This is a genomic window from Paraburkholderia sp. SIMBA_053 (assembly GCF_046534895.1).
Lineage (GTDB): Bacteria > Pseudomonadota > Gammaproteobacteria > Burkholderiales > Burkholderiaceae > Paraburkholderia > Paraburkholderia caledonica.
Map to the genome: position 1 here is coordinate 21,512 of NZ_JAWRXU010000022.1, position 25,908 is coordinate 47,419.

Consider the following 25,908-nt stretch of genomic DNA (forward strand, 5'->3'; position numbering starts at 1 on the left):
CGGCGGGTACGAGCACCGGCAACCGTACCGGGGAAAATGCCAGGCAGTCTGGAGCCGCAGCTGGCGACACTCGTCGACCGGGCACCAGTCGGCGACGACTGGTCGTACGAAATAAAATTCGACGGCTATCGCATGCTGGTCCGGCTGGAAAACCGCAACGTCAGGATATTTACGCGCAACGGTCACGACTGGACAGACCGGCTACCGAAGCTCGCCGATGCGTTAGCTCATCTGCCTGTCGATAACGCGTGGATCGACGGCGAAGCGGTCGTGCTGGATGCCAGCGGCAAGCCGGACTTCAACGCGCTGCAGAACGCGTTTGACCGACGCAGCACGTCCCAGATCATCCTGTTCGTTTTTGATCTGCTGTGGATCAACGGCGCCGACATTCGCGAGCAGCCGTTGCGCGCTCGACGCACATTGCTGCGTGAGCTGATGGCGCGGACGGACGAACCCCTAGTTCGCTTATCGGAAGACTTCGCTGAAGATCCCGCATCGCTCGTCGCTTCCGCCTGCAAAATGAGGCTTGAAGGCATCATCGGCAAGCGGGGCGACGCGCCATATCGCTCGGGCCGATCAACAGACTGGGTGAAACTCAAATGTAACCTGCGCCAGGAACTGGTAGTCGGCGGCTTCACGCGCGCAAAAGGCGCAAGGTCCGGCGTTCAGGCGCTGCTGCTAGGCGTTCACGAAAGCGACGGCTCGTTGCGCTATGCGGGCAGCGTGAAACCGCACTTTCCATCGAGAGCGGCCGCGTCGTTCGCGCGCCGCGCAAGTCCACTGCAACGTCAGCAACCGGCGTTCTACAATGCACCGGTGCCGGAAAAGGATCGCGACTATGTGTGGCTGGATCCCGCGATAGTCGCCGAGTGTTCATTTCTTGAATGGACGCCTGGCGGCGAAGTCCGTCACCCTGTATTCCACGCGCTCAGGGACGACAAGCCCGCGACCGCAGTGACCGAAGAGACCATGGTCCCTATCGAGGGCGGCGAACCGGTAGAGGTGGACGCGGGATCGACGCGGGATCGCCCGGGGCCGAAACGCAGTGTGACGATCGGCAAGGTGCGCGTGACGAATCCAGGCCGCGTGATGGACCCTGTAACAGGGCACACCAAGCTGGAGATGGTCCGATATTACGAGGCCATTGCCGAATGGGCCCTGCCGCACCTGCGAAATCGTCCTCTTGCGCTGGTACGGGCACCAGACGGAATCGGCCGCGAACTGTTCTTCCAGAAGCACAGCGAGCGCGCGGCCATTCCTGGGATTGAGGAGTTGCCCACTGAACTGCATCCGCGTCATCCTCCGTTGCTCGTTGCTAACACGCCGGAAGCGCTGGTGGGGCTCGCGCAGATGTCCGTTATTGAGTTGCACACGTGGAACGCCGTCGCGCCCGACCTCGAGCACCCGGATCGCATCATCTTCGATCTTGACCCGGACCCGGCGCTGCCGTGGACCGCGATGCTGGAAGCTGCCGAGCTTCTGAAGGTCGTGCTTGACGAGATCGGCCTGCGCTCTTTTCCAAAGACCAGTGGCGGCAAGGGCTTTCACGTCGTTGTGCCCCTGACGCGCCGGCAGGGATGGAGTGAGACCAAGGTCTTCGCGCACGCGATTGCGAAGCACATGGCCACGGTCGTGCCGCAACGATTTTCGGCAGTGCTCGGGCCGAAAAACCGCGTAGGCAAGATCTTTATCGACTACCTGCGCAACAGTCGCGGTGCGAGCACGGTCGCCGCCTTCTCCGTGCGGTCCCGGCCAGGTATGGGCGTATCAATGCCGGTCTCGTGGGACGAGTTGAAGGACGTGACGCGCGGCGATGAATGGACGATGAGCAAGGCTGTCGAGCGTCAGCGGTCGCTCACGGTTGACCCGTGGCACGGCTACTGGCAAACCCGCCAGGGCATCACTGCCGCTATGCGGCGGGCAGTGAGCATAGATTGAATGAATCGCGCGGCGGCCATGGCCACGTTCGTTACAAGCTAGTATGCGGCGACACCGACCGCCGCGCATTTCCACGTCGACCGGCTGTCATCGACCCACTCCGGTCAGACACCTTGCTCCAAACCGGTCAGTCAGCCAATTCCAAGTTTGCATACTGGAATGCCAGTAAGCGGCCGTTGGCGACCTCACCCAATCGGCCACAAGCGGTCGGTCGAAGTCGCCATCCAATTTTGAATTGTCCAAGGTCTCGTCCGCCGTCGCTCAATGGCCGGTTTCCGGCGAGCAAATCGACAGTGGTATTGCCTCAAGGCGGCCAGGAAGCTACGGCCCTCCGCACATTCCGAACGGCCGCAACGTGCACCGGGAACAGACGTGGAGCGAAACGGACGGTAGATTATTGGCGCTCTCGAATCGGCTTTCCATCTCCACTGACACCGCAACCGTCAAACGTTATGCGGCAACCCGTGCCGTCGAAGCGTCGTGCTTGATCGTCATTGGCGAACGCGTCATGGTGAGAACGACTGTTGCACCGACGAGTAGAAGCAGGCCAGCAATGCCGAACGCCCAGTCATAGCTCCCTGTCGCGTCGATCACATAGCCCGTTGCGATGGGCGCGATCATGCCGAAGATGTTGCCGCCGACAACAACGAATGCCATCGCCTTGGCCACGTCGCGCGAATTCGGAAGAAGGTCGTTCAACAGGGCAAAGTTCAGTGACGTGGTGGACGCGATTCCCGTCAGCGTGATCGAAAAAACAATGAGGAGTGCAATCAGATTCGAGGTGAACGGTACGGCGAGGATGGCGGCACCTGTGAGCATGGCGAGCGCAACAGCATTGCGGCGGCGACCCGTGCCTACGCCACTCTTCTTGAGGTATTGATCGCTCAGGCGGCCGACCAGAATGCAAAGTACTACGGCGGCCGCATACGGCACCGCGGAGAAAAGTCCGGTATGCGCGATGCTCAGGTGTCGACTGGTCTGCAGATAACTCGGCAACCAGGTCAAAAACAGATACTGCGTGTAGACGTTGCAACCCTGCGTGATTGCGAGGCCCCAAAGGGTCGGTGTGCGCAACAACGAAAACAGACCGGAGGACTCAGGTGCGGCTTCTTCCGTCGAGGCGGGTTTTGACTCCCTTTCGCGCAGGATCCTGTCGCGTTCGTCGGGTTTCAACCAGCGCACTTTCTCGGGCGCGTCGAAAAACGTCAGCCACGCGGCGAGCCACACGAAGCCGATCGCGCCTGCGACGACAAACGACACACGCCAGCCGAACAATGCAACGAGCGAACCAAGCACGACGGAGCAGATTGCCGGTCCTGCATAAGAGCCACTGTTGAACATTGACGTGACCATTCCGCGTTCGTTGGCGGGGATCCATTGACGAATCACCTTCGCTCCCACCGGATTGCTCGTCGATTCGCCCGCGCCCATCACCAAACGTGCTGCCATCAGACCGGCGAAGCTGGACGCCGCGCCCGTCAACGCGGTTGCAGCAGACCAGACGAAGATGCCGACACCGGCCATGCGTTTGGTGCCGAAACGGTCGATGAGAACGCCCATCGGCAACAGAAAGAGCGCGTAACTCCAGATGAACGAAGAAAACAGATACCCCATGCCTATCGATGTCAGTTTGAATTCGTTCGCAATTGGCTTGGCCGCGATCGACAGGGCGATGCGATCCATGTAGTTGATCATCGAAAGAGAAAAGAGAAAGAGGGCGATCCAGCCTCGGCGATACGACATGGTTGTCTCCGTATGTCCTGAAATTTTGTGCCTCGTAACGGGAGGCTATTTAGCGTTTTGTGATTAGAAAACGCAATAAAGAGCAAAGAAAAGCGGCCGGACGGCCGCGCGCCTCCGCGAATGCCGCAGCACATCAGATGCGCGGCGTGAAGACCTCCTGCGCGTGCACCTTGGCACGCCGCGCGCCTTCGATGTGATCCCGCAAGAGGGCCGCCGCGCGCAACAGGTCGTGCTGCGCAATCGCGTCGAGAATGGCGAGGTGCTCCAACGCCTGCCCCTGACGCGGCTTGCGCGCGCGTGCCTGACGGTATTCGACGAGTCGGCGCAAGCGGTCCATACGCCGCACCGACTGGGCGATGAAACGGTTTCCGGACCACCTCGCAATCGTCTCGTGAAACTCACTGTTGGCTTCGAACAGCTCGACCGAATTCATCGACAGGTAGCCGGTTTCAGCGATGAAGCGCTGCCGGCGCCGCAGCGCTTCCAGTTCGACACGATCCGCGCTGAAAGTCGGCGACATGACGCCAGTCGGCTCGATTGCGGCCCGGAACAGATAGCTTTCCTCATAGGCCTCGACCGAATCGATCATGGGCATGAACTGCCAGCCGTGGCCTACCTGGCGCTCGAGCCAGCCTTCTTCCTGCATACGGGAAAGCACGCGCCGCAGTTCGCTACGCGAGACATCGTATTGCCGCATCAGATCGGCTTCGGATATGACATCGGCGAGGCGATGCGCGAGACGATCCTCGGCGATCTTCAGGTACAGCGGATCATCGGGTTCTTCAAAGAACGGCGCGGCCACGTCCGTCAGATCGCGAGCCGGCCTCGCCATGAAGAAGCCGCGATTGGCGTCGTGGTAGACCACCCCCAGCGTGACAAGATGGTGCAGGGCCACGTTCACGGGTGTGCGCGAGGTACCGATTTTCTCCGCGAGGATCGATTCGGCGAGCCGTTCTCCGACGGCGAGATCCTCGCGCCTTGCCAGCGCAAGTATTTCCCGAGTGACGCGAGTTTGTAGCGGGGTCAGGGCCGCAGCCGTGGTTTCGTCGGAGGAGCGCATGTGTATCGCAGGCAAAGGACGGTCGTCCACGACCGCCAGGCGAGGCGATGCATCTGGGAGACCGATCTGCGATTTTGCCATTGTCAGCTTCTCCGGTGACTGCTGGTTCCGAACCGCGCCAGGGTAATCACTGAGCTTGTGTTCGTTTGCTTATTGCGTTTTATGATCATAGAATGCAGTGCATCGAAACGCAAGCAGCTCAGTACTGCCCTGGAGAAAATCCCGATGTCCCGCATTCTTCCCGATCAGACCGTCGAATTTGTCAGCGTCGCCGATGCGATGCGATCCCTCAACGCAGGGCAGTTCGCACGCATGCCGTATTGCGTGCGGGTGTTCGCAGAAAATATCGTTCGCCGGCAGCCTGCCGCGGACGCCGCGCGCTACTTGCAGGCACTTGCGGCTCGCCGTCATGACGTCGACTTCCCGTACTACCCGGCGCGCGTGGTTTTGCAGGACCTGCTCGGCACACCCGCGCTGGTGGACCTTGCCGGTATGCGCGATGCCGTGGCGGAAGCGGGCGGTGATCCTGCCACGATCAATCCCGTCGTACCGACACATCTTGTGGTCGATCACTCGCTGAATGTCGAGGTGGCCGGGCACGACCCGGAGGCGATGTCGAAGAACATGGCAATCGAGCAGAGCAAGAATGCCGAACGCTTCGAGTTCCTGGCGTGGTGCAAGCAGGCGTTTTCGAATCTCGATGTCCTGATGCCGGGTAACGGCATCCTGCACCAGGTAAACATCGAACATCTGTCGCCCGTCATTCAGGTGAAAGACGGCGTGGCCTATCCGGATACGCTCGTCGGCACGGACAGCCACACGACGATGATCAACGCGCTCGGCGTGCTCGGCTGGGGCGTTGGCGGGATAGAGGCGGAATCGGTGATGCTGGGACGCGCGGTGTGGCTGCGCTTGCCGACCATCGTCGGCGTGGAACTCAACGGCTTCCGGCAGCCAGGCGTGACGGCGACCGATCTGGTGCTGGCCATCACCGAGTTTCTACGCAAGCAGAAGGTGGTTGGTACGATCATCGAGTTCCACGGCGAAGGCGCGCGTGCCATGACTTTGAGCGACCGGGCGACCATTGCGAATATGGCGCCTGAGTTCGGGGCCATGGCAGCGCTCTTCGCCATCGACGAAAAGACGCTGGACTTCATGCGTTTGACTGGACGCGCAGACGCGCAGATCGCGCTGACCGAAAGCTACGCGCGGGCCCAGGGACTGTGGGCGGACGATCTTGCAGAAGCGGAATATGACCGGACGTTGTCATTCGATCTGTCGGGTGTGGGCCGCGCACTCGCGGGGCCATCGAATCCGCACGACCGCGTGCCGCTGTCAGCACTCATCGAGCGGGGCATCGCTCGACCGCTTGCGCGCGTCGCGAACAGCAACGCATCTTCAGCACTCCGGCTCGACGACGGCGCCGTCGTCATCGCCGCGATTACGAGCTGCACGAACACCTCCAATCCGCGCAACATGATCGCGGCGGGCCTGCTCGCCCGTCGCGCTGTCGCGCTCGGCCTGCAACGCAAACCGTGGGTGAAGACATCGCTCGCACCCGGGTCGAAACCCGTGGAGAGTTATCTCCGCCAGGCCAACCTGATGGCGCCGCTCGAAGCACTCGGTTTCGGCATCATCGGGTTTGGCTGCACGTCGTGCAACGGTATGTCGGGACCGTTGCCGAACGAGATTGAAGCGGACATTGTGAGCCGGGATGTGCATGCCGTTGCCGTGCTGTCAGGGAATCGCAACTTCAACGGCCGCATTCACCCACGCGTGAAGGAAGCGTTTCTGGCGTCGCCTCCCTTGGTGGTGGCCTACGCGATTGCCGGCACGATCCATATCGACATCGAGAACGGTGTGATCGGTACGGCTAAGGACGGAAGCGCCGTGTCCCTGAAGGATCTCTGGCCGACTGACGAAGAAATCGACGCGCTGCTCAAGGCAAGCGTCCACGGTGATCAGTATCTGCGCATTTACGCGGAGATGTTCCGCAAATCCGCGCAACTGGAAAGTGCCGGAGCGGTGCCGGCACGCTTTCCGTGGCGCGAAGACAGCAACTACATTCGCCGCCCACCCTACTGGCAAGCGAGCTTCACGCAGCCTGCGCGATTCCAGCGGATGCGCGCCATCGGCGTGTTCGGCGACAACGTCACGACCGACGACCTGTCGCCATCAGGCGCGATTCTGCCCGACAGCGCCGCAGGCGAGTATCTGATTGCCCAGGGTGTAAGCGCGGCGGAGTTCAACTCATATGGGACGCGACGGGGCGATCATAAAGTGGCCATTCGCGCGACGTTTGCAAACAACCGTCTGCGCAACGAGATGGCTGGTGGAAAGGAAGGCTCCTTGACTCGCATGGAACCCGAAGGTACGACGATGCGCCTGTTCGACGCCGCCCAACGTTACATGGAACGAGGGCAAGAACTGATCGTCGTTGCGGGCAAGAACTACGGTGCGGGTTCATCGCGCGACTGGGCCGCGAAGGGTGTCCGCCTCATCGGCGTGCGCGCTGTGGTCTGCGAAAACTTTGAACGTATTCACCGCTCGAACCTGGTCGGCATGGGTGTGCTGCCGCTCGAATTCACTGAGAGTGTGACTCGACAGGCCTTGTCGCTCGATGGCTCGGAGACGTACACGATCGAGGGTATCGCTGGCGCGATCGAACCGGGCGGCCTTCTGACGCTGCGCATCATTCGCCGCAACGGCGACACGCTCAGCACCCCGGTGAAGTGCCGGATCGACACGCTCGAAGAGGCGCAGATTTTCGAAGCGGGCGGTCTGTTGCCGCGCATTGCGGGCGAGTACATGACTGCGGCGTGAGGCGATGACAGCGATGAAAACGATTCATGCCTATGTCGGCTCGCGAACGACACGCGAGCGAAACGCGCGCGGCCGTGGCATCAGTGTCTATGCGGTCGATCCAGCGACCCGGCGCTGGGAGCTGACGGACGTTCACGTCTCGCTCGACAATCCTTCCTTTCTCGTCTTGAACTCGCGACAGGACGTGCTGTACGCGGTGCACGGAGATGGCAACGAAGTCAGCAGCTATCGTGTCGACCACTCGAGCGGACGCTTAAGTCTTTTGAACCGGCAGTCATGCGAGGGCCGCAATCCCGTGCATCTGGCGTTGTCGCGCGACGGCTCCGCGCTCGTGGTCGCCAATTACGCGACGGGAACGGTGGTGCGGCTTCCGGTCGGCGCGGAAGGAGAACTCGGCCCCGTGTCATCGCTGATTCCGCTGCCGGGCGTGCCGGGGCCGCACCGGACCGAACAAGCCGGAGCTCATCCCCATCAGGCGGCCCGCTACGCCACGACGCGCTACAACACCAACTGGCATATCGTGCCGGACAAGGGTCTGGACACCGTGTTTGCGATCCAGTGGCTCGAGACAGGCGAGCCGCGCATCGTCGGACAGCGATGCAGATCAGGCGCCGGGCCACGACACGCGGCATTCCATCCGACGCTGCCACTCGTGTATGTCGCAAACGAGCTGGATTCGACCATCACGGCGTGGAGTTTCGATGTATTCAGCGGCGCGCTGGAACCGCTCCATACGGTGTCGGTGATCCCCTGCAACGCGCACGACGACACGAGCGCAGCCGGCATAGCGATCGATCCTGCGGGTCGCTCGCTCTATGTGTCCAACCGCGGTCATGACTCGGTTGCCACGTTGCCGCTCGACGGTACGACTGGTATGCCTGGCCCACCGCGGTGGACGGACACACAGGGGAATTTTCCGCGGTTCATCAGTCTGGACCCGTCTGGAACCTGCTTGTACGTCGCCAACGAGCGATCGGACTGCGTTGTTCAGTACGCACTCGACAAGACGAGCGGCATGCCGTCGCCGACGGGACAAACGGTCCACACCGGCAGTCCCGTATGCATCGTTTTCAAAACCACTCAGGAGTGACACGTGGCTCAAACCAGGATTCCGGCCGTGTACATGCGCGGCGGCACCAGCAAGGGCGTATTCTTCCGCGCCGACAGCCTTCCGGCGAACCCGACGCAGCGAGACAGGATTCTGCTGCGCGTCATCGGCAGCCCCGACCCCTACGAGAAGCAAACAGACGGCATGGGCGGAGCGACCTCCAGCACGAGCAAGGTGGTGCTGGTGGGTCCTTCGTCGCGCGCTGATTGCGACGTCGATTACCTTTTCGGTGCCGTATCGATCGACAAACCCATGATCGACTGGTCCGGCAACTGCGGGAATCTGACGTCGGCTGTGGGTCCGTTTGCCATCGCGCAGGGTCTGGTCGATGCGCCGGCCGACGGCATTGCAATCGTGCGGATCTGGCAGGCGAACATCAACGCGAGAATCATTGCGCACGTGCCGATGAGAAGTGGCCAGGTCGAGGAAGACGGCGACTTCGAACTCGACGGCGTCACATTCCCGGCAGCCGAAATCCGCATCGAGTTTCTCGATCCCGGGGGCAGTGACGGGAGTGAGGAACGCTCGGGCGGCATGTTCCCGACAGGCAATGTCGTCGACGCCGTCGACGTTCCTGGGTACGGGTCCTATCAGCTCACGCTGATCAATGCGGGCAACCCCGCTATCTTCATCAGCGCGGAGGATCTCGGCCTGAAGGGCAGCGAGATGCAACGCGACATCAACGACGATGCAGCACTCCTTGCCAAATGTGAAGCTATCCGTGCACATGCGGCAGTCAGAATGGGGCTGGCGCGGACACCGCAGGAGGTGACGGAGCTACGCCCACATACGCCGAAGCTGGCATTCGTTTCGTTGCCGCGCGCCTATACCGCATCGAGCGGCAAACAAGTCGAACCGGCGATGGTGGATATCAACGCGCGCATCCTCTCGATGGGAAAACTGCATCACGCAATGACCGGCACGGGCGCTGTGGCCATTGCCGTTGCGGCGGCGATACCCGGCACAGTCGTGAATGCGCTGACGTCAGGCAAGCGGGCGGAACAGGTGCGGTTCGGCCATCCGTCGGGCGTGATGGTAGTCGGCGCTGAAACAGAGCAACGCAACGGCGCGTGGGTGGTCAGCAAAGCGCTCATGAGCCGGAGCGCCCGACGGCTGATGGAAGGCTATGTGCTGGTTCCGTTCCTGGCGGCCCACGACTGATTTCCTTGCGATCTGCTGAAACGTCTGACGGCAGATTGCCCGATCCAATACAACGGAGACATTCATGACCTTTATCCTGCGCCGCCGTGCGGTGTTCGTTGCTTTATCGGGCGCTGTTTTCGCATGCAACGCCCATGCGGAAGAGAAGATCACGATCATCGTCGGTGGTATCAACAAGCTAATCTATCTTCCGCCGAAGCTGGCGGAAAGCCTCGGCTATTTCAAGGATGAAGGACTGGATGTTGAACTTCAGTCGCAACAGGCCGGTGTCGATGCGGAAAACGAACTGCTTGCAGGCGCTGCCCAGGCGGTCGTCGGGTTCTACGATCATTCGATCGATCTGCAGGCAAAGGGTAAGGACGTAGAAAGCATTGTTCTTTTTGGCCTCGTGCCCGGCAGCATGGAGATGGTTCGCGCCGATGCTGCAAATCAGGTCCGGAATATGGGTGATATCAAAGGGAAGACGCTCGGTGTGACGGGGCTAGGCTCATCATCCACGTTCCTTGGACAATATCTCGCTTCCCGATACGGCCTGAAGACGAGTGATTACTCGATGTTGCCGGTCGGTGCGGGCAACAGCCTGATCGCTGCGTTCCGACAGAAGCGCGTCGATGTGGCCTGGACAACCGAACCCACGACGTCATTGCTGCGCGCAAGTGGCGACGCGAAGGTTTTGATTGACCTGAACAGCGTCGAAGGAACCCGCGCCGCGCTAGGCGGCCTTTATCCCGCGTCCAGTCTCTATGTCCAACGCGCCTGGGCGCAGTCACACAAAAAGGAAGCCGGCAAACTCGCAAAGGCCTTTGTCAGGACCTTGCGATTCATTCAGACGCATCCGGCAGAGGAAATTGCAGCAAAGATGCCGGTGGATTACTACGGCGGAAACAAGCTCCTTTATGTACAAGCATTGAAGGCTTCGCTGTCCATGTACTCACCGGACGGCAAGATGCCAGCGGGAGGGCCGGAAACGGTCCTGAAGGTGATGAGCGAATTCAACCCGAACATCAAAGGGAAGCACATCGACCTGTCGAACACTTACACGAATGAGTTCGTGGACCAGGTCAAATAGGGGAGCCGATGTTAATGGAACTGAACGACGCGGCCGTTTCGGCACTCGCGCCCACTGGTCAGCTGCGCGTGACGATCAATCTGGGTAATCCCATTCTCGCGAACATGGATCAATCCACGGGAAAGCCGTTCGGCATCTCCGTCGATCTTGCAACCGAGCTCGCCGAGCGCCTTGGCGTGCCTGTTGAGTTTCTTGTGATCGATGCGGCGGCTAAAGCCGTCGATGCAGTAACAAACGGCTTTGCAGACCTCGGCTTCTTCGCGATCGATCCCGTCCGTGGCGCGGGTATCGCATTCACTCCGCCCTATGTATTGATCGAGGGTTGTTATCTTGTCAGGCAGGAGTCGCCCATCACCGACAATCGCCAGGTCGACGAATCGCACAATCGCGTAGCGGTCGGCGCTGGCAGCGCGTATGACCTGTTTTTGAGCCGGGAGCTCACGCGAGCCGACATCGTTCGCGTCCCGACATCGCCGGCCGTGGTCGATACTCTTATCGAGCAGGGCCTCGAGATCGCGGCGGGGGTGAAACAGCAACTCCTCTCGGATGCCAGGCGGTACGCAAGCCTGCGCCTCCTGGAAGAGCCATTTATGGTGATTCAGCAGGCAATGGGTGTCGCGAAAGTGCGGGGCGATGCTGCAGCGCAGCTGCTGGAGGCATTCATCGAGGAACGGAAAAAAACCGGCCACATGTCCGGCCTTTTGGCGAGGCATGACATACAAGGTGCTACGGTCGCACCCTATCATGCGCAGTGAGCTGGACAGCGCGTCACGCGGAGAAATGCGGAAGAGGCGTGCGTCGGCTATGAGACTACAGTCGGTCATCCCGGAACCATGGTCGAATGACAGCTCAGGGTCGCATGTGGGCGGCCGCCTGAGGCAGCACTGCGCCGCCTACGTGCCGGACAGTAGCCTTGCGGTTAAGGCGCGTATGTTTTCGCGTCAGACAGCGCATGCCGAGGATGTGTCGAGACACGCCGCCGTTCATATCAGATCCGGACTTGGACGGTCCCCCGGCAGCGGCGCACCGTTGGCCACATCGCACAAGGAACACTGATATCGCTGCGATGTGCGGCCGCTAGGATGCTGGGCGGGACGCTGCCAGAATCCACATCTGTAGGCCAAATTCGAAGCCGCTGGCAGGCTTTATCTCCCCGAATACTCCGGCGGATTCCAGCGCCGTCATGCCATGAAGGAAGGCCCACAGCGCGACGGTCGCCTCGGGCGCGCGCGCGTCACCGTACAAGCGCGCAACATGGCCGCTGGTAAATTTCCATGACTGCGAATGGGACGGTTCGTGATCGTTGTCGTCACTGCCTGCTCGTAGCGTCAGCGAAAACACCTGTGGATGCTCACGCGCAAACCGTAGATAAGCTTCGGCGATGCCCCGAATCGCCGCCTCAGGCGGCTTGCCGTCAGCTGCCTCCTTGAGAACCGCGAGGAGCCGGGACCGGCTCTCGTCGGCGAGGGCGGCTTGCAACGCCGCAAGGTTGTGGAAGTAACGGTACAACGCATTAGGGGCAAGCCCAAGCTCGGCGGCAACGCCGCGGATGGCAAGCTTCCCGGTCCCATGTTTCGCCACTTGGTCCATAGCGGCGGCGAGGACGGCGTTCCGATCTGTTTTCGATGGGTACGGCATAAGCCGCACTATACAGGTTGACCCGCGGGCGGCGAAAATGTACGCTGCACACCTTTAAGGTGTACACCGTACACGAAAACGGGAAAACCATGGAATCCAATACGATTTTCATTACGGGCGTCTCCAGCGGCATCGGACGAGGCATCGCCGAAGTATGTGTTAGCAAGGGATTCAAGGTATTCGGGACTGTGCGAAAGGAGACAGACGCGGATCGCCTGCGCGCCGAGTTGGGCGATGCCTTCACGCCGTTGTTAATGGATGTCACGAGCCAGTCGGACGTCAGCAAGGCGGCGGAAAAAGTGAGCATGATGCTGAACGGTGCGAATCTTGCCGGGCTCGTCAACAATGCCGGCGTGTCGCTCGTGGGTCCGCTCCTCTATCAGCCATTGGAAGACGTACGTACGCAACTTGAAGTTAATCTGATATCGCCGCTCCGCGTCATCCAGGCTTTTGCGCCATTGCTGGGAACAGACAAGGCGCGGCGAGGCGGACCGGGTCGCATCGTGAACATCAGTTCCGTTGGCGGGAAGATGGCGTTCCCATATTTGGGTGCCTATGCAGCATCGAAGCACGGGCTGGAAGGCCTGTCAGAGTCGCTCCGACGCGAGCTGCTGCTGTACGGCATCGACGTGATAGTCATCGAGCCCGGATATGTCGACACGCCGATTCTTGACAAGGCACAGGCCGAGGACTATACGCGTTACCGGCTTACCGACTACGCCTCAAGTCTGGAGAGCTTCAGAACAGCGTTCATCGAGGAAGGACGCAAGGGACTCGCGCCTCAACGTGTCGGGGAAGCAGTGTTTAAGGCGCTCACGGTGGCCTCGCCGCGCAGTACTTATCCTGTTATGCGACGGAAGTTCAAGAACTGGACGTTACCGGGGCTAATGCCGAAGCGCGTGTTGGACCGACTGGTCGGCAAGCAATTCGGCTTGCTGCCCACGGCCTAATCTCAAATCCAGCACCGAGCGGTGAATCATTTTGTGGCCAACCTCGAGATGATTCACCGCTTTAGCAGAAACCGTTGGCCGAGGCCGCAGGCTCTCGCTCGCGAGCCCGGTCCTGAATTCCTACGCAGGATGGTGTCTGCCCCGAAGGCCATGCGTGCAAGGAGACTTTTTCGGCAACATCCTTTACAAGTCGGCCGAGTACGACTTCAGCGCCACCAAGGAGACACCGGACTGACGCGAGACGGCAGAAGAGCCGGCGGTTCAGGGTCGACTACGGAAGTTGGCCTCGCGACGCAGGCCGCGGAGATCGCCGGCGCCGGGCAGGCTTGCGTGTCCGGCCACCTTCGGTCGTTCGCCTCTTACATCTCGCACGGCGTATCGTGCCTCGAAGCGAGGCTTCGACGCGTTGAGTTTAGTCTCCCCGGGGCACTGTCCGACGCACTTTGCATCTGTGCGAACTAGCCTGCGTCGTCCGGCTGATACCCGAGGGTCTTTTTCCCCCACTCCGCCATCGCGACCATTACCGGACGAAGCGTCTCGCCCATTGCAGTCAGTCCGTATTCGGTCTTGAGCGGAACGGTCGGATACTCGCGTCGCCAGATTACTCCCCAGCCTTCGAGTTCTTTTAATTCTTTCGACAAGATTCGATCACTGATTGGCGGACATGCCTTTCGGATTTCTGAATAGCGATGCACTCCCCCGCGAAGGAGAGCCCAAACGATTCTTGCCTTCCATCGCCCGCCCGTAATTCGGGAGGTGAACGTCACAGGGCATTGCGGAGGCGCTTTCATGGGGTGCAACACTAACAAAAAAGTCCGTTCTTGTGCAGGCGATCGGTTTTCGACACACTGCCTCGCGTGCCTTCGCCGTTCGAAGGCAAAAGGAGACTCAATGAAAGCGATATGCGTTACAGCTGAACGAAACCTGGAAATTCGCGACGTTCCATTCCCGGAGGCACCGCCTTCCCCTGGTCACGTCTTTGTCGATATAGACTCGGCGACCATTACTCATGGCGACAAATTTTTTCTGACCAGGCCGTTGCCTGGAGGCAGTGCTCCTTCGGCAGGTCCAGCTGTTTACGGTGCCAATGCGTCGGGCAGAGTCACTGCAATCGGCAACGGGGTTCCGACGGAATATTTGGGTAGACAAGTCGCCATTTACAAATCTTTGGCGCGTAGTCCGGACAGTCTAGGCGTCTGGTGCGAAATGGCACAACTGCCTTACTCGACCTGTCTGATGCTGCCTGATGAGCTTCGCGCCCGCGATTACTGCGGGTCCTTCGCGAATGTTCTTACCGTCTACGCGTTTCTGTCGGAAATCCGTGCCGCCGGACACAAGGGTATCGTCGTCACAGCAGGAACCTCTGCGACCGGATTGATTGCAGCGTCTCTGACGCAGCGGTTCGCTCTGAGTGCGATTTTCCTCGTACGGTCTGCACAAGCGGGTGAGCGACTAATGCGGCATGGCGTAAAGCATGTGCTCGTGACGACGGAATCCCATTTTGAAAATGAACTGTGTCGAAAAGCAGCCGAGCTCGAAGCGACGGCAGTCTTCGACGGCGTCGGTGGCGATCTCCTTAGCCGTACCGTGCCTAACCTTCCCATCGATTCGACGATCTATGTCTATGGATTTCTTGGTGCAGCCAGTCCAGCCTCGTTCTCCACGATGCTGCTCATGGGAAGAAACCTGACCATACGACGGTTCTCAAATCTCGAGAGTCTGACGGTCAAGAACCCGGCCCAACTTGCCGCGGCGAGCAAGGCCATCGAAGGGTTAATCCATGATCCGCTATTCAGGACAAACATCGGTAAAGAGTTTCGGTTCGACGAAATTGATGATGCGATGTCCTACGAGACCTCACCAGGAAGACGGGCGATTCTCGTTCCGTAGATATGCAGTCGGCTTGCAACGGTGGAGCGCGGTGGCCCGTGAGGAACCGTTCTTCGAGCGAGGTGTGATCGTGAAATCCGAGGCAATCCGATGTTGGTGCGATGAGTCCGGCAAGGGCTTATCTCGCCGGGTCATGGCCGCGCGCCGCAAGCAGGGTAGCACGCGGCACCTCGACGAGATTTTCGCAACCTGCGTGGCGCCGTACCTGTTTTGGTGCGCGATCGACGACCATCGTGCCGAACTCGACATCTCGCCACAAAAGCGGTGTGATAAGCCCGCGGCCAAACGCTTCTTCAAGCGTGTGTTGGGCTCGAGCCCGGTGCCGCGCAAGACCGTCGGCGGTCAGCTACGGAGCTATCTAGCGGCAAAAGCCGAGAGCAATGCTTACCATGAGGCGTCGAGCCCCCGCGACACAGCCGCATCTGGTTCGTGTACCGGCACCGTCAAAAGGTAAATGATGTCTGGTAAGGCAAAAAGCGATACGAGGGTTCACACACGGCTTATTGCCGAAGTGCCGAAGCTAAGGCCGCAACTAGCGGATGCTGTCGCCCTCGTAGGCTCGTCATTACGATGCACGCCGTCAATTCGTGGCGTTGCGGGAGCTTCCGGAAAATAAGCGTTCGTCCTCGGCTCACGGTGGCCGACTCCGGAATCACTGCAATCCCGACCCCCGCCTCCACCAGAGTGAGCAACGTGGGTAGAACGCTCTCTTGCGCAAAGCTTGGGATCGTTTTGGCATGAGCGAAAGCTTGGTGTACAAGGTGACGGAAGTAAGGGGATGCGTCTGTTCGGTAACCGATCAACTGACGCCCGGATAAATCCTGCAAGTCCAATCGCGGGCGCAACGCTAAATCGTCCTCCGGCCGCATGGCTACATACATGGGTTCGCGATAGATCTCTCTAACTGCCATGTCCGCATCGAATGCGGCAGGGCGCATAAGCGCGACATCGATAGATTTCAATCTAAGCGCTCCTTGCATTTGTACGGAATTCAATTCCTGCAGGTCGATCTCAATGCCGGGCCTTGATTGCCTGAATCGGTACAGCGCCTCCGCCAGCGGCGAACAAGCGGCCGTCGTCGTCAACCCGATAGAAATGCTTCCCGCCTCGCCGCTTACAGCTTGACGGGTGCGCTTCACCATCTGCTCGATCTCATTACACAACTCTTCGGCGAGCCGGCGGAAAACTGTACCTGCTGGCGTGAGACGGACAGACCGTGTGGTTCGTGTGAGCAAGCTCGCTCCAACTGTCTGCTCAAGTCGCTTGATCTGATGACTTAACGCCGGCTGACTCATATGAAGCCTTTCTGCTGCTTTTGCGAAATGCAATTCTTGAGCGACGGTGCAGAACATGACGAGCGCCCGTACATCCATGCTCATTAATTCAGATTTCAACATAGTGAGTGTTTTATTACGAATTGGACATGTATTAATTGAAAGCCTAGTCTCTCGCATATCCAAACACAAGCTTCCCCGCGAAAGCACCAGATATGACAGAACGTGTAAACGACATTCCAACGACCGTCGCATTAGTGCGCGAGGCTGCGCTGCAGCCCGCAGCGCTGATTGACCGAACGCTCAGTTACATCGCTGAACGCGACTCTGCGATTCGCGCCTGGAGCCACATCGGCGCACCCGACGCACTGCAACGCGCGGCCGAAGCGGTTGACCATACCGCCCGACTAGCCGGCGTGCCGTTTGGAGTCAAAGACGTTCTGAACGTTGCGGACATGCCCACTCGTTTTGGAGCGAGGTTGCTGTTCCGAGGAGATGAGCCCTTCGACGCGGCGTGCGTGACGCGGTTGAGATCTGCAGGGGCGATCCCAATCGGAAAAACCGTAACTGCGGAGTTCGCTTACAAGCAACCCGGGCTGACTGTCAATCCGTATGATCCGTCGCGCACTCCCGGTGGATCGTCCAGCGGCTCAGCCGCTGCTGTCGCCGCCGGTATGGTGCCATTCGCGCTCGGCACCCAGACGGGGGGCTCGATAATCAGGCCCGCCGCGTTCTGTGGCGTTGCCGGCTTCAAGCCTACCTTCGGGGCGGTTGAGAGAGATGGCATGAAAGTCGTCTGCGAATCACTAGACACTATCGGGTGGTATGCGCAATCCGTGTGCGATTTGCGCTCGATCGCGGCAGAGCTTCTTTCGGAGGAACCTACCGCTGAGCCAGCGCGGCCTCCGAAGGTTGCGCTAGCACTTAACTACCTGCACATCTTAGACCCCGACGCACGGGAAGTTCTGAACGACGTAGTGCGATTACTTCGCGAGCATGGAGCGTTATGCGCGGACATATCGGTTGCTGACGATCTGACGCAACTGGCGTCGGCTCATCAAGTCATCATGCAATACGAACTGGCTCGCAGCATCGCACCCATTGCACGCCGACACGCGGAACACCTTAGTGAAACACTGCTGAAGTGCGTCAAGCGAGGCCAAGAAACCGATCACGCTGAATACATGGATGCGCGAGCATTTCAACGGGAAATGGCCGACCAATGGCGACGCGTTGCGCAGGGGGCCGATTTTGTACTTACACCTAGCGTTCCCGGCGAAGCACCCCGAGGCTTGACGAACACCGGCTCGTCTGCATTCAACGTCGCATGGTCAGTTCTCGGTTGGCCCTGCCTGCACCTTCCTCACGGACTGTCTCGTAACGGTATGCCTCTGGGTGTACAGCTGGTTGGACAACGGGGCAGTGATATGGACCTGTTAGGGTGGGGAAAGTGGCTGGAACGAGTGATCTTCACAAGCCGCTTGCGCAGCGGGCAACAGACCACGGCCTTTTAATCAAATTAGCGTAGTCGCTCGCAAAATCTCGCAGTGACAAACGCGGAAATCAAGGCGCTAAGCGCCGTCCAGGAGGAGTCAATGCACGCTTTTGTCACCAAATCCGAAGGTGTTGCTTCGGAGACGCATAGTAAGACGGCAATGGCACACACCGTTTTTTCCATCAACGAACGGCTTGACCGCCTTCCAGCGAGTCGGTCCATATGGCTGGCGGTATTGCTGGTTGCCATCGGCGGGTGGTTTGAATTCTACGACTTGTTTATGACGGCTTATGTCGGGCCGAGCCTAGTTAAAAGCGGGATCTATTCAGTAACCACGTCCTCATTCTTTGGATTCAATGGGCTGGGAGCGTTTGTTGCAGCGTCTTTTGCCGGCCTATTCATTGGGACATTCTTTCTGGCGAAGTTAGCGGATCGTTTTGGAAGGAAAGCTGTTTTCACCGCTTCTCTGCTCTGGTATTCGCTGGCGACATTTATTATGGCCTTTCGGGACAGCGCACAGATGGTCAATGTGTGGCGTCTTATCGCGGGCATTGGGGTGGGCGTCGAACTGGTGGTCATCGACACATATGTTAGCGAGCTGGTACCGGCACATTTCCGCGGGCGCGCCTTTGCTTTCGTCCATTTCATACAGTACCTCGCCGTGCCTTCGGTTGCATTCATCGCTTGGTGGTTCGAGCAGCATCCGTTGAGCGGCTTTGAAAGTTGGCGTGTTACGACAGTAATTGGAGCAACCGGAGCATTGGTGGTTTGGGTCATCCGCCGTCGAGTACCTGAAAGTGCGAGATGGCTGGCGCAGAAGGGGCGGCTTCGTGAAGCTAACCAAGTAGTAAGCCGATTTGAATCAAACGCCACGACTCTACATGAGGCCTCGCCCCTGGCGGAGGCTGATCAACAAGAAACGCCTTCAAGAACAGAAGTTTATCCGGCTCGCTTCTATGAAATCTGGCAGCCCCCTTTCCGGCGCCGGACACTTGTCATGTTGACGTTTCACTTGATCCAGTCGATCGGATTTTATGGATTCGCCTCATGGGTTCCATCTCTTCTCGCAGGAAAAGGAATTACCGTCACGCATAGCCTACTGTATTCCTTCATCATCGCAATTGCGAATCCGATCGGCCCTCTCATTGGAATGGTGATTGCGGATCGAATCGAGCGCAAGACGATGATTGTCGTGTCTGCTTTTGGCGTCGCTCTCTTCGGCGGAATGTGCGCTGTGATTCAATCGCCTCCGACTCTGATTGTGTTGGGCGTACTGCTTACGTTCTGCAACACCCTCCTATCGGCCGGCTACCATGCATATCAAACCGAATTGTTCCCGACCCGCATACGGGCACATGCGGTCGGCTTTGTGTATTCCTTGTCTAGACTATCTGCCATGTTTTCGGGGTTTTTTATCGCATTCACCCTGCGGAACTTTGGTGCGGGCGGGGTCTTCATGCTTATTACTTCTGTGATGCTTGTAGTGATGCTGACAATCGGCCTTTTTGGCCCGCGAACGAACCAGCGGAGCTTGGACGATATCTCCAAATAGTCAGGCCGGCATACGTACGGCGACGCGCCCCGCTAGGAAGTTAGTTTGTAACGAACCGGTGGAGTAGCCCCTAGGTATTTTTCTCGGCGTGGGTTCTCCAGTAGCACGCCACCTGTAGACATCGAGGGACTTTATGTATGGCGGACACTCCGCACACAGAATACGTTATCCGAGGCATTACATCGAAAGGTCTTGCGTTTCGTCCTGGCGATTGGTCGGAACGGCTAGCAGGGGTGATGTCAAATTTCGGCCCCTGTGCAGTGGGGATCGATGCCCGTCTTAGATACTCGTATTATGTGCGGCCCGCGACAGTTGAAGCTATGAAATGCGTTATCCTGGATTCCCGTCTTCGTGACATTGAGCCGCTTGCATTCGCCTTCGTATTGCGGTTCGCAAGCGACAATGACTTGGTCGTGACGCGCCGTTCGCCGAGCACGCAAATTCAGGAATGAGGCTGGACGAAGGTCGCGTCGTTACACCTCGCGTCGATATGGCACACCCGCCGCATCGTGTTTGGTAGCGACGCCGACTGTGATGACATCGACGACCGAGTCGCGTGGCTCAAGCAATGCTAGCTGCTTAAGCTCGGTGACGGCTTGCTGCAGTTAAACGGACGTTCCAGCGACCGATGAAAGCAAGATTCAACGTCGGCTAGTGGCCGAACCCAGTCCGATGTCGAACCGACGGATTCGCCTGCCAACGTAATCGGTCTGCGTCGGGCAGAAGTCGACCCCATCGCCTCCGGTCAAGTTTGAGAGGCGAAATGGCCGATATCCAGCGCTCAGCAGCCTATCTCAAAGGTGTGCGATGGGCGTCACCCGAGCTCAATCGGGTGACCGTGTGGGGTGCGGCGTGCAGCGACTTCCCACGCATTGCGACGCTGCCGGAGCATATCGTCTGTCACCAGTCGCTTGATGGTGCTGATGCGCTCCAGTGCCGTCAGCCAGTGGCTGTAGTAAGTGTTGCCGCGGTCCGGGTCGCCAGCGGCCTGCGCGTCACAGATTGCCTGATTCAGACATTCTGCCCATTCCGCCCAGCTGAACATGCCGCGCTTCTGCAAGGCTATTGTCATGGCAAAGGCCTGGGCTTCCCACGGTGCATTAAAAACGAGTCCTGCGTCGTCGCAAGGCAACGCCGGCAAGGCGGTACGCATTTCAAGCAAGTTCGGCCGGGCGGAAGTCATGTCAGGCAGACCCGGCGTTCGGGTAGTCGAGATACGGCTCCCAGCAATCGACACATACCGATGCCGCTGTCGTATCCGTCCCCCAGAGTTCGGCGGCATCGAAGCGCACTGTATAAAGCCATTGCGGCTGCTCGCCGAGCCCAACCGCGTTGGCATCAGGAAAAACGTGCGTGCCGTGCACGGCGATAATGCACCCTCGTTTGTCGCGGCAATAGCGCGGCAAACGGGTGTGCGTAGGCGGATTCAGCGGACGGGTCCACACCCTGTCACCGACGTTAAAGCGTGCGCCGGCGGCCGGGGGGCGATCGACAGGGCTGCCCCGGAGCAGCGCGGCGGCTACTTCGTCGGCCATCAACACGCGAGGGACCGGTGCCGCTGCACTCCTCGACTCGCCGGTCCCGATTTCGTCCGCCGTTGCCAGTCCCGTACTCTGCAGCAGCTTTTTAAGTCCCTCGAACCAGATCTGGTAGTAGCTGCTGGAGAGGTACTCAGCAGGGGGCAAGCTTTCCCGTGCGGCACGAGACATGTCGATGTTCCACTTGCCGACTGCGCCCATCGCCAGCGTGATCGCCAGCACTCGGCGCTCCCAGTCAGCGTGAAAGAGTGAGGCGTCGGCTTCCGCCCGTATCGGACCGAATGCCTGCATGCCGCCGAGGTCTTGTGCGCCGTTCATGCGGGCTCCTGTTTCGAGTCCGGTGTCTTTGGCAATCCTGTCCCGATCATCGAGTTACGTGTTACCAGTCCAGCCAGCGCCTTCCCGGAGAAGTCACTGGTTCCGGGCGGCTGCATGGGCAACACCAGGTACCGGACTTCCGCGGTGGAGTCCCACACGCGAAACTCCACTTCGGCGGGCAATTCGAAGCCGAACTCCTTCAATACACCACGCGGATCGATGACCGCGCGCGACCGGTACGGCGCCGACTTGTACCAGACTGGCGGAAGCCCAAGCACCGGCCAGGGATAGCACGAGCACAACGTGCAGACCACCATGTTGTGCACAGCGGGCGTGTTCTCTAGCACCACCATGTGTTCGCCCTGCCTGCCGGTGTAGCCGAGCGAAGCGATCGCGGCGGTAGCGTCGTCCAGCAGCCATTGCTTGTACGCCGGGTCGCGCCACGCCTTCGCAACCACGCGCGCGCCATTGTGCGGCCCTACCTTGTGCTCGTATGTCTCGATCAGGATATCGAGGGCGCGGGGATCGACGTACCCCTTCTCTACCAGCAGGGATTCCAGCGCACGGACACGCAGCTCCATCTCCGACAACGCACTACCGTTGTGGTCGTGAGCGTCGGCATGCGCATGCTCCTGCTGGTTGCCTTGAGAGACGCTACGGTTCATCGCAGTTCGCCCGGATAATGCCTGATGGAACGAGTATGGTTCGCGCAAGACGCAAATGCAAACGGGCAAGGTACGCGCGCCGTCCACGTGCTGCGCCGCGGAACCGCCCGACTGTGAAAGCAGGTTCGCCGCCGTTTGATTCGGACCATACGCGCGCAGTCGCGGCGGGAGCAGTCGACCCACAAGGGACAGTCGCGCAGTTCGAAAGCGGACATTCAGCAGGCACTGGACGAGATAAATGTCGTTGAAGCAGTCAGTCCGTTGCAGCGATGGTCGGCTCGGCACGGTTGGCGGTCCGCGTTGTTGCTAGCCGCTTGGTGCCCCACTGCACAAGCATTGCGAGGGCCGCCGCCTCCGCGAAGGCCAAGAGTGGAGCCTGCTGAGGCAGCGAGAAGGAGAGTAGCAAACAAAATGCGGCAAACGAAAACCGGCCAAGCACCATACCCCGAAGCAACGAGATAACAAAGGCCGATCCGTGTACGCGGTGAGACGACACCGACAAAACAATTCCGAGCAGCGGAAATACCGCCAAAAGACCGCTCCATGCGGGGCCTGCCCATCCAGATAACGAGGTGACAAGTAGTGTCAACACCGCGCCCGCAACCATTCGGCCAACCAGCTCGGAGCGCGTAAGCGGTCCGCCAGCGGGGACCACCGGACTGCGCGGCAAGAAGGACTGACCGAAACAGACAGCGGCAAGGGCGGCGGCTGCGGCCGATAGCGGTGAAGTGGGCAATATGGAAAGGCCGCACGCGGATATAAACCATGCACCGAGCCCAGCAGCCAGCGCAACCGGCCACGGACGTGAGCGGCAGGTCCATGCATACCCAAAGTTGAATGCTTCTGACGCGAGGATCGCGGAAAGGGAAAGCGTGGCAGCGCGTGCCCCGAAGAGCGGGCCATGCGCGAGCACAAGAATGAACAGAATCGGACCGGCTACCACGGGCAAACCAGCCAACCAGCCAGCAATCGATGGCCCCCACCATTTACCCGACATTGAAACGACAAGCAAGAACAGCGGGACAAGCGTTAGTTTGAGCGCGAGCATGCCGAAGTCGAGCGGATTTAAAGTGGGATCATACCCTCGTCCCCTGATGACGGCTCGTGATTTTTGTCTGTGTCATTGCACCGCCGAACGGCTGTTATCCGGACACCACGACAAGGGAGCGCTTGTTGCCGACTCCCGTCCCGCGCCGAGCAACGCAGCTTGTATCGGTGGTCAGAGCGGCGGTCTGCTTAGCTTGGCCCACTGCTGCACGGACTCTCGTTCCCATTGGCGCGTCGCGTACGACGCAAATTTCGCAGGAACGTTGTCGCCATTCATGACAAGGCGATTCAGCATCACCGCGAGATCCGTGTCGGCAATACACCACTCACCAAAGAGATTCGATGCATCTTGTGAGAGAAGCTGGCCGACTGCAAAGTACAGCTTTTGCACTGCCATTTCCGCTGCGGCTGAAAGCGCCGGAGCCTCCTTCTTATAAAACACTACCTCCGCAGAGCGCTCCTGACGAATGGGCATCAGGTCGCTTCTAAGCCACGCCTGAAGTTGGCGCGCTCTCGCACGAAGATTTCGGTCACGGGGATAAATCAGCGTTTCAGGGAATGTCTCGTCCAGGTACTCGGTGATTGCCGTTGACTCGGATAGCGAGAAATCGCCGTGTGCCAACGTAGGTACGCGCTGAGTCAACGATTCGACAGCGTAGCGCTCTTCGTGGTTAGCGCCGGTTCCAAGATCAACCGCGAACAGCTCAAATTTCAGTTGCTTCTCCTGAAGAGCGACGAACACAGACATCGCGTATGGGCTTGCGAACTGTGCATCGGCATATAAGCGAAGCGGAGCCTCGGACATGGCGCCATCCTGGGTGATTGTTAATTTTTGCGGCTCGGTGCAAGCCAACGAGATGAACAGCTTGAGTGATTGTCGGCGATCTGGGAACTGGTGTCGACCGGCCGCTTTTGGCGGGTGAGGGCCCTGCATACGCGGAACATGCTGCGAGTGGCGGCACGCGTTCCGGGCTTGATGCTTGGTACCGAGGGCAGCGGTCGTTCGGATCGCGTATTCAAGCGAAAGTGTAAAGGACCTCGAATCTCTCACACACGAGAGGCATCGATTTATCAACCGTCCGGCCAATTCGCTTGCACTCGTCGGTGAAGAATCTCCAGTGCTCTGTTTGCCAATGCGATAACGAGCGGTCACCTTCGCCTTCGCTAGCTGCGAAATCGGCGGTCACAGCGTCAAACGGCACGATCTCCACCTCCGTGGCTCGTCGAACAAACGTTGGCTGACCATGCCAGTCAAGCACGATCTCCATATCCCCGACCGCAGGAAGTGTCGTACCGTCGAAACCCCAAGACCAGACCAAGCTGCAAGTACCGCGCTTTACGCCAGTCAGGATGAGGTTGATCAGCGATTCTGAAAGCGCCTCTGAATCTCCGAAACTGCCGATTCCGACGTTACCTTTCGGTAGATGTACGCCTCGCTCGGCCAACTCAGCGATTAACTCATCTACATTCTTGTCCATGCGACAGAGTCCTGTTCATTGCGCCCGCTATATCGGGGCACCTAGCCGCCGATTGTCAACCATCTATCCGGTGCTGTCGAACGTCTCAAAGTGACCGATCAGCGAACGCGGCCATTGATACCATTGGATGTCGCACGATAAGCGGGCGCTAAGGGCGTTTCCGTTGCCTCACCAAATCCATTGGCGGTCATATCCGCCGAAGTCTGAACCCGCTTTCCCATCTCGAACGCACGAATCTCATAGCCAAGTTCATGGTACAAATCGACGGCCTGTTCGTTGAACTCCCAAACGGCCAGTCTCATGTCGGCGGCACCGCGCTTCCGCGCCCACTCTTCTGCGAGCTTCATGAGAGCGCTGCCGACCCCGCGCCCCCTCATTTGTTCCGAGACAGCGACGGAGCCGATGCGACCAACGACCATCGGCTGCAACATTGGGCTTATCGGCTTCACCATCTGAACCGTAATGAAGCCGGCCGCTTTGCTGCCAAGCTCGGCAAGAAACGTCGCTCGATCTTCTTCCTGAAGGCTAGAAAGCCAGTGTGGTTTGTCCCGACCGAACTCCGTAGTGGCATTCGCATAAATGTCGGGGCGCGCCAGGTGGTGGACCGCGTTCAAGATTTGACCCAGTTCGCAGATTGTCAAAATGTCGTCGATAGTTGCGCGTCGATAGCTTATCGGGTCGGTCATCTTCAGCTCTTGATGGTGGAGAAATAAAAAAAGGCGCCTTGAGCGCCTTGGTCGTTTGCACATGGAGTTGGACCAGTGAGGTCGAATCGATGCTATGGACGTAACGAACCACGGCGCAATGGCTTGCGACCGTGATGATGATGAGATTGGCTCGGGACGTTACGGAGTTCCATGCGGCTTATATTGGCACATTAAATTTAATTTGTGAACCGATCGACGTGTCTTGGCGGCCAAGGCTCACTCTCGGGGAGCGGAACAAGCGCCGCACACTCTCATAGATTGTTAGCGATCTGGGCACTAAGGTCGAGTGTCTCCAACTGGCCGCCTTGAGGCAATGCCGCTGTCAATTTGCTCGCCGGAAACCGGTCATTACGCGGGGACGGACGAGACCTCGGGCGTGCAAAGTGGATAGACGCCTCGACCGGCGGCTCCTGGCCGATTATTGCCCGACGCGGTGGCATCGGTGCGGCGGTGT

The 25,908-nt window shown here is 59.3% G+C and carries 24 protein-coding genes; 12 read left to right on the top strand and 12 right to left on the bottom strand.

Translation table 11 applies throughout. The features are described from left to right. Positions 1-36 precede the first annotated feature (36 nt). A complete protein-coding gene (gene ligD, locus SB753_RS33100) occupies positions 37-1,938 on the top strand; it encodes a DNA ligase D (protein WP_410804132.1) in 1,902 nt (633 codons plus the stop codon). A gap of 450 nt (positions 1,939-2,388) precedes the next feature. Here the strand turns inward: ligD and SB753_RS33105 are convergent, their stop codons facing one another. Both SB753_RS33105 and SB753_RS33110 read right to left on the bottom strand, forming a co-directional pair. After that, complete coding sequence (locus SB753_RS33105) at positions 2,389-3,681, bottom strand: MFS transporter (protein ID WP_410804134.1); 1,293 nt, start codon at positions 3,679-3,681, stop codon at positions 2,389-2,391. Positions 3,682-3,814: 133 nt separating this feature from the next. Then, complete coding sequence (locus SB753_RS33110) at positions 3,815-4,822, bottom strand: GntR family transcriptional regulator (protein ID WP_410804136.1); 1,008 nt, start codon at positions 4,820-4,822, stop codon at positions 3,815-3,817. A 144-nt stretch (positions 4,823-4,966) separates the two neighbouring features. Between SB753_RS33110 and acnA the strand changes: the two genes are divergently transcribed. The 5 genes from acnA to SB753_RS33135 all read left to right on the top strand — a co-directional run bounded on the left by acnA (position 4,967) and on the right by SB753_RS33135 (position 11,657). Continuing rightward, positions 4,967-7,564 carry an aconitate hydratase AcnA gene (gene acnA / locus SB753_RS33115; protein WP_410804138.1) on the top strand — a complete coding sequence of 866 codons (2,598 nt, stop codon included), beginning with the start codon at positions 4,967-4,969 and terminating at the stop codon, positions 7,562-7,564. Between the two features lie 13 nt (positions 7,565-7,577). Further along, entirely contained in the window at positions 7,578-8,654 is a 1,077-nt protein-coding gene (locus SB753_RS33120) for a lactonase family protein (RefSeq protein ID WP_410804140.1), read from the top strand. A 3-nt stretch (positions 8,655-8,657) separates the two neighbouring features. Further along, positions 8,658-9,833: a 2-methylaconitate cis-trans isomerase PrpF gene (prpF, locus tag SB753_RS33125; RefSeq protein ID WP_410804142.1), complete on the top strand. Its 1,176-nt coding sequence runs from the start codon at positions 8,658-8,660 to the stop codon at positions 9,831-9,833. Between the two features lie 64 nt (positions 9,834-9,897). After that, a complete protein-coding gene (locus SB753_RS33130; RefSeq protein WP_410804144.1) occupies positions 9,898-10,902 on the top strand; it encodes an ABC transporter substrate-binding protein in 1,005 nt (334 codons plus the stop codon). Positions 10,903-10,916: 14 nt separating this feature from the next. Beyond that, positions 10,917-11,657 carry a transporter substrate-binding domain-containing protein gene (locus tag SB753_RS33135; protein ID WP_410804146.1) on the top strand — a complete coding sequence of 247 codons (741 nt, stop codon included), beginning with the start codon at positions 10,917-10,919 and terminating at the stop codon, positions 11,655-11,657. 322 nt (positions 11,658-11,979) lie between these two features. Here SB753_RS33135 and SB753_RS33140 read toward each other — a convergent pair whose 3' ends face one another. Then, positions 11,980-12,492 (bottom strand): TetR/AcrR family transcriptional regulator, encoded by a 513-nt coding sequence (locus SB753_RS33140; RefSeq protein WP_410804148.1) that lies wholly within the window; start codon positions 12,490-12,492, stop codon positions 11,980-11,982. 65 nt (positions 12,493-12,557) lie between these two features. On the opposite strand from SB753_RS33140, the gene SB753_RS33145 reads away from it, so the two are divergent. Then, entirely contained in the window at positions 12,558-13,490 is a 933-nt protein-coding gene (locus tag SB753_RS33145; protein ID WP_410804150.1) for an SDR family oxidoreductase, read from the top strand. 458 nt (positions 13,491-13,948) lie between these two features. Here SB753_RS33145 and SB753_RS33150 read toward each other — a convergent pair whose 3' ends face one another. After that, the gene (locus tag SB753_RS33150; protein WP_410804152.1) at positions 13,949-14,281 is read right to left on the bottom strand and encodes a winged helix-turn-helix transcriptional regulator; all 333 of its coding nucleotides are present in this window, start codon (positions 14,279-14,281) and stop codon (positions 13,949-13,951) included. A gap of 100 nt (positions 14,282-14,381) precedes the next feature. On the opposite strand from SB753_RS33150, the gene SB753_RS33155 reads away from it, so the two are divergent. After that, positions 14,382-15,380, top strand: coding sequence for a Zn-dependent oxidoreductase (locus SB753_RS33155; protein WP_410804154.1), 999 nt, complete (start codon positions 14,382-14,384; stop codon positions 15,378-15,380). A 31-nt stretch (positions 15,381-15,411) separates the two neighbouring features. After that, positions 15,412-15,834 (top strand): hypothetical protein, encoded by a 423-nt coding sequence (locus SB753_RS33160; RefSeq protein WP_410804156.1) that lies wholly within the window; start codon positions 15,412-15,414, stop codon positions 15,832-15,834. A gap of 46 nt (positions 15,835-15,880) precedes the next feature. Here the strand turns inward: SB753_RS33160 and SB753_RS33165 are convergent, their stop codons facing one another. Then, positions 15,881-16,777, bottom strand: a complete 897-nt coding sequence (locus SB753_RS33165; protein WP_410804158.1) for a LysR family transcriptional regulator — start codon at positions 16,775-16,777, stop codon at positions 15,881-15,883. A gap of 92 nt (positions 16,778-16,869) precedes the next feature. On the opposite strand from SB753_RS33165, the gene SB753_RS33170 reads away from it, so the two are divergent. From SB753_RS33170 to SB753_RS33180, 3 genes are all read left to right on the top strand, one after another. After that, a complete protein-coding gene (locus SB753_RS33170) occupies positions 16,870-18,168 on the top strand; it encodes an amidase (protein ID WP_410804160.1) in 1,299 nt (432 codons plus the stop codon). A gap of 81 nt (positions 18,169-18,249) precedes the next feature. Further along, positions 18,250-19,701 carry an MFS transporter gene (locus SB753_RS33175; RefSeq protein WP_410804162.1) on the top strand — a complete coding sequence of 484 codons (1,452 nt, stop codon included), beginning with the start codon at positions 18,250-18,252 and terminating at the stop codon, positions 19,699-19,701. Between the two features lie 137 nt (positions 19,702-19,838). Continuing rightward, positions 19,839-20,153: a DUF3579 domain-containing protein gene (locus SB753_RS33180; protein ID WP_410804164.1), complete on the top strand. Its 315-nt coding sequence runs from the start codon at positions 19,839-19,841 to the stop codon at positions 20,151-20,153. A gap of 362 nt (positions 20,154-20,515) precedes the next feature. On the opposite strand, the gene SB753_RS33185 is transcribed toward SB753_RS33180, so the two are convergent. From SB753_RS33185 to SB753_RS33215, 7 genes are all read right to left on the bottom strand, one after another. Then, positions 20,516-20,884 carry a nitrile hydratase accessory protein gene (locus tag SB753_RS33185; RefSeq protein WP_114200320.1) on the bottom strand — a complete coding sequence of 123 codons (369 nt, stop codon included), beginning with the start codon at positions 20,882-20,884 and terminating at the stop codon, positions 20,516-20,518. Position 20,885: 1 nt separating this feature from the next. Then, the gene (nthB, locus tag SB753_RS33190; protein WP_410804167.1) at positions 20,886-21,557 is read right to left on the bottom strand and encodes a nitrile hydratase subunit beta; all 672 of its coding nucleotides are present in this window, start codon (positions 21,555-21,557) and stop codon (positions 20,886-20,888) included. Further along, positions 21,554-22,222, bottom strand: coding sequence for a nitrile hydratase subunit alpha (gene nthA / locus SB753_RS33195; RefSeq protein WP_410804169.1), 669 nt, complete (start codon positions 22,220-22,222; stop codon positions 21,554-21,556). The genes nthB and nthA overlap by 4 nt, the downstream gene beginning before the upstream one ends. A gap of 253 nt (positions 22,223-22,475) precedes the next feature. Next, on the bottom strand, positions 22,476-23,270 hold the full coding sequence (locus SB753_RS33200) for a hypothetical protein (RefSeq protein WP_042320349.1): 795 nt from the start codon (positions 23,268-23,270) through the stop codon (positions 22,476-22,478). 171 nt (positions 23,271-23,441) lie between these two features. Then, positions 23,442-24,074 carry a glutathione transferase gene (gene yfcF, locus SB753_RS33205; protein ID WP_410804171.1) on the bottom strand — a complete coding sequence of 211 codons (633 nt, stop codon included), beginning with the start codon at positions 24,072-24,074 and terminating at the stop codon, positions 23,442-23,444. 211 nt (positions 24,075-24,285) lie between these two features. Further along, the gene (locus tag SB753_RS33210; protein WP_114200318.1) at positions 24,286-24,747 is read right to left on the bottom strand and encodes an ASCH domain-containing protein; all 462 of its coding nucleotides are present in this window, start codon (positions 24,745-24,747) and stop codon (positions 24,286-24,288) included. Positions 24,748-24,845: 98 nt separating this feature from the next. After that, a complete protein-coding gene (locus SB753_RS33215; protein ID WP_410804173.1) occupies positions 24,846-25,433 on the bottom strand; it encodes a GNAT family N-acetyltransferase in 588 nt (195 codons plus the stop codon). Positions 25,434-25,908: the final 475 nt, after the last annotated feature.

What these genes read in the sequence shown, in the direction of transcription:
- SB753_RS33120 (WP_410804140.1), top strand. Translation starts at nt 7,578, where the DNA reads ATGAAAACGATTCATGCCTATGTCGGCTCGCGAACGACACGCGAGCGA.
- SB753_RS33185 (WP_114200320.1), bottom strand. Translation starts at nt 20,884, where the DNA reads ATGACTTCCGCCCGGCCGAACTTGCTTGAAATGCGTACCGCCTTGCCG.
- SB753_RS33175 (WP_410804162.1), top strand. Translation starts at nt 18,250, where the DNA reads ATGCACGCTTTTGTCACCAAATCCGAAGGTGTTGCTTCGGAGACGCAT.
- SB753_RS33140 (WP_410804148.1), bottom strand. Translation starts at nt 12,492, where the DNA reads ATGGACCAAGTGGCGAAACATGGGACCGGGAAGCTTGCCATCCGCGGC.
- SB753_RS33180 (WP_410804164.1), top strand. Translation starts at nt 19,839, where the DNA reads ATGGCGGACACTCCGCACACAGAATACGTTATCCGAGGCATTACATCG.
- acnA (WP_410804138.1), top strand. Translation starts at nt 4,967, where the DNA reads ATGTCCCGCATTCTTCCCGATCAGACCGTCGAATTTGTCAGCGTCGCC.
- SB753_RS33210 (WP_114200318.1), bottom strand. Translation starts at nt 24,747, where the DNA reads ATGGACAAGAATGTAGATGAGTTAATCGCTGAGTTGGCCGAGCGAGGC.
- SB753_RS33110 (WP_410804136.1), bottom strand. Translation starts at nt 4,822, where the DNA reads ATGGCAAAATCGCAGATCGGTCTCCCAGATGCATCGCCTCGCCTGGCG.
- SB753_RS33165 (WP_410804158.1), bottom strand. Translation starts at nt 16,777, where the DNA reads ATGTTGAAATCTGAATTAATGAGCATGGATGTACGGGCGCTCGTCATG.
- SB753_RS33150 (WP_410804152.1), bottom strand. Translation starts at nt 14,281, where the DNA reads ATGAAAGCGCCTCCGCAATGCCCTGTGACGTTCACCTCCCGAATTACG.
- nthA (WP_410804169.1), bottom strand. Translation starts at nt 22,222, where the DNA reads ATGAACCGTAGCGTCTCTCAAGGCAACCAGCAGGAGCATGCGCATGCC.
- SB753_RS33200 (WP_042320349.1), bottom strand. Translation starts at nt 23,270, where the DNA reads ATGCTCGCGCTCAAACTAACGCTTGTCCCGCTGTTCTTGCTTGTCGTT.
- ligD (WP_410804132.1), top strand. Translation starts at nt 37, where the DNA reads ATGCCAGGCAGTCTGGAGCCGCAGCTGGCGACACTCGTCGACCGGGCA.
- SB753_RS33170 (WP_410804160.1), top strand. Translation starts at nt 16,870, where the DNA reads ATGACAGAACGTGTAAACGACATTCCAACGACCGTCGCATTAGTGCGC.
- SB753_RS33130 (WP_410804144.1), top strand. Translation starts at nt 9,898, where the DNA reads ATGACCTTTATCCTGCGCCGCCGTGCGGTGTTCGTTGCTTTATCGGGC.
- yfcF (WP_410804171.1), bottom strand. Translation starts at nt 24,074, where the DNA reads ATGTCCGAGGCTCCGCTTCGCTTATATGCCGATGCACAGTTCGCAAGC.
- SB753_RS33155 (WP_410804154.1), top strand. Translation starts at nt 14,382, where the DNA reads ATGAAAGCGATATGCGTTACAGCTGAACGAAACCTGGAAATTCGCGAC.
- SB753_RS33105 (WP_410804134.1), bottom strand. Translation starts at nt 3,681, where the DNA reads ATGTCGTATCGCCGAGGCTGGATCGCCCTCTTTCTCTTTTCTCTTTCG.
- nthB (WP_410804167.1), bottom strand. Translation starts at nt 21,557, where the DNA reads ATGAACGGCGCACAAGACCTCGGCGGCATGCAGGCATTCGGTCCGATA.
- SB753_RS33215 (WP_410804173.1), bottom strand. Translation starts at nt 25,433, where the DNA reads ATGACCGACCCGATAAGCTATCGACGCGCAACTATCGACGACATTTTG.
- SB753_RS33135 (WP_410804146.1), top strand. Translation starts at nt 10,917, where the DNA reads ATGGAACTGAACGACGCGGCCGTTTCGGCACTCGCGCCCACTGGTCAG.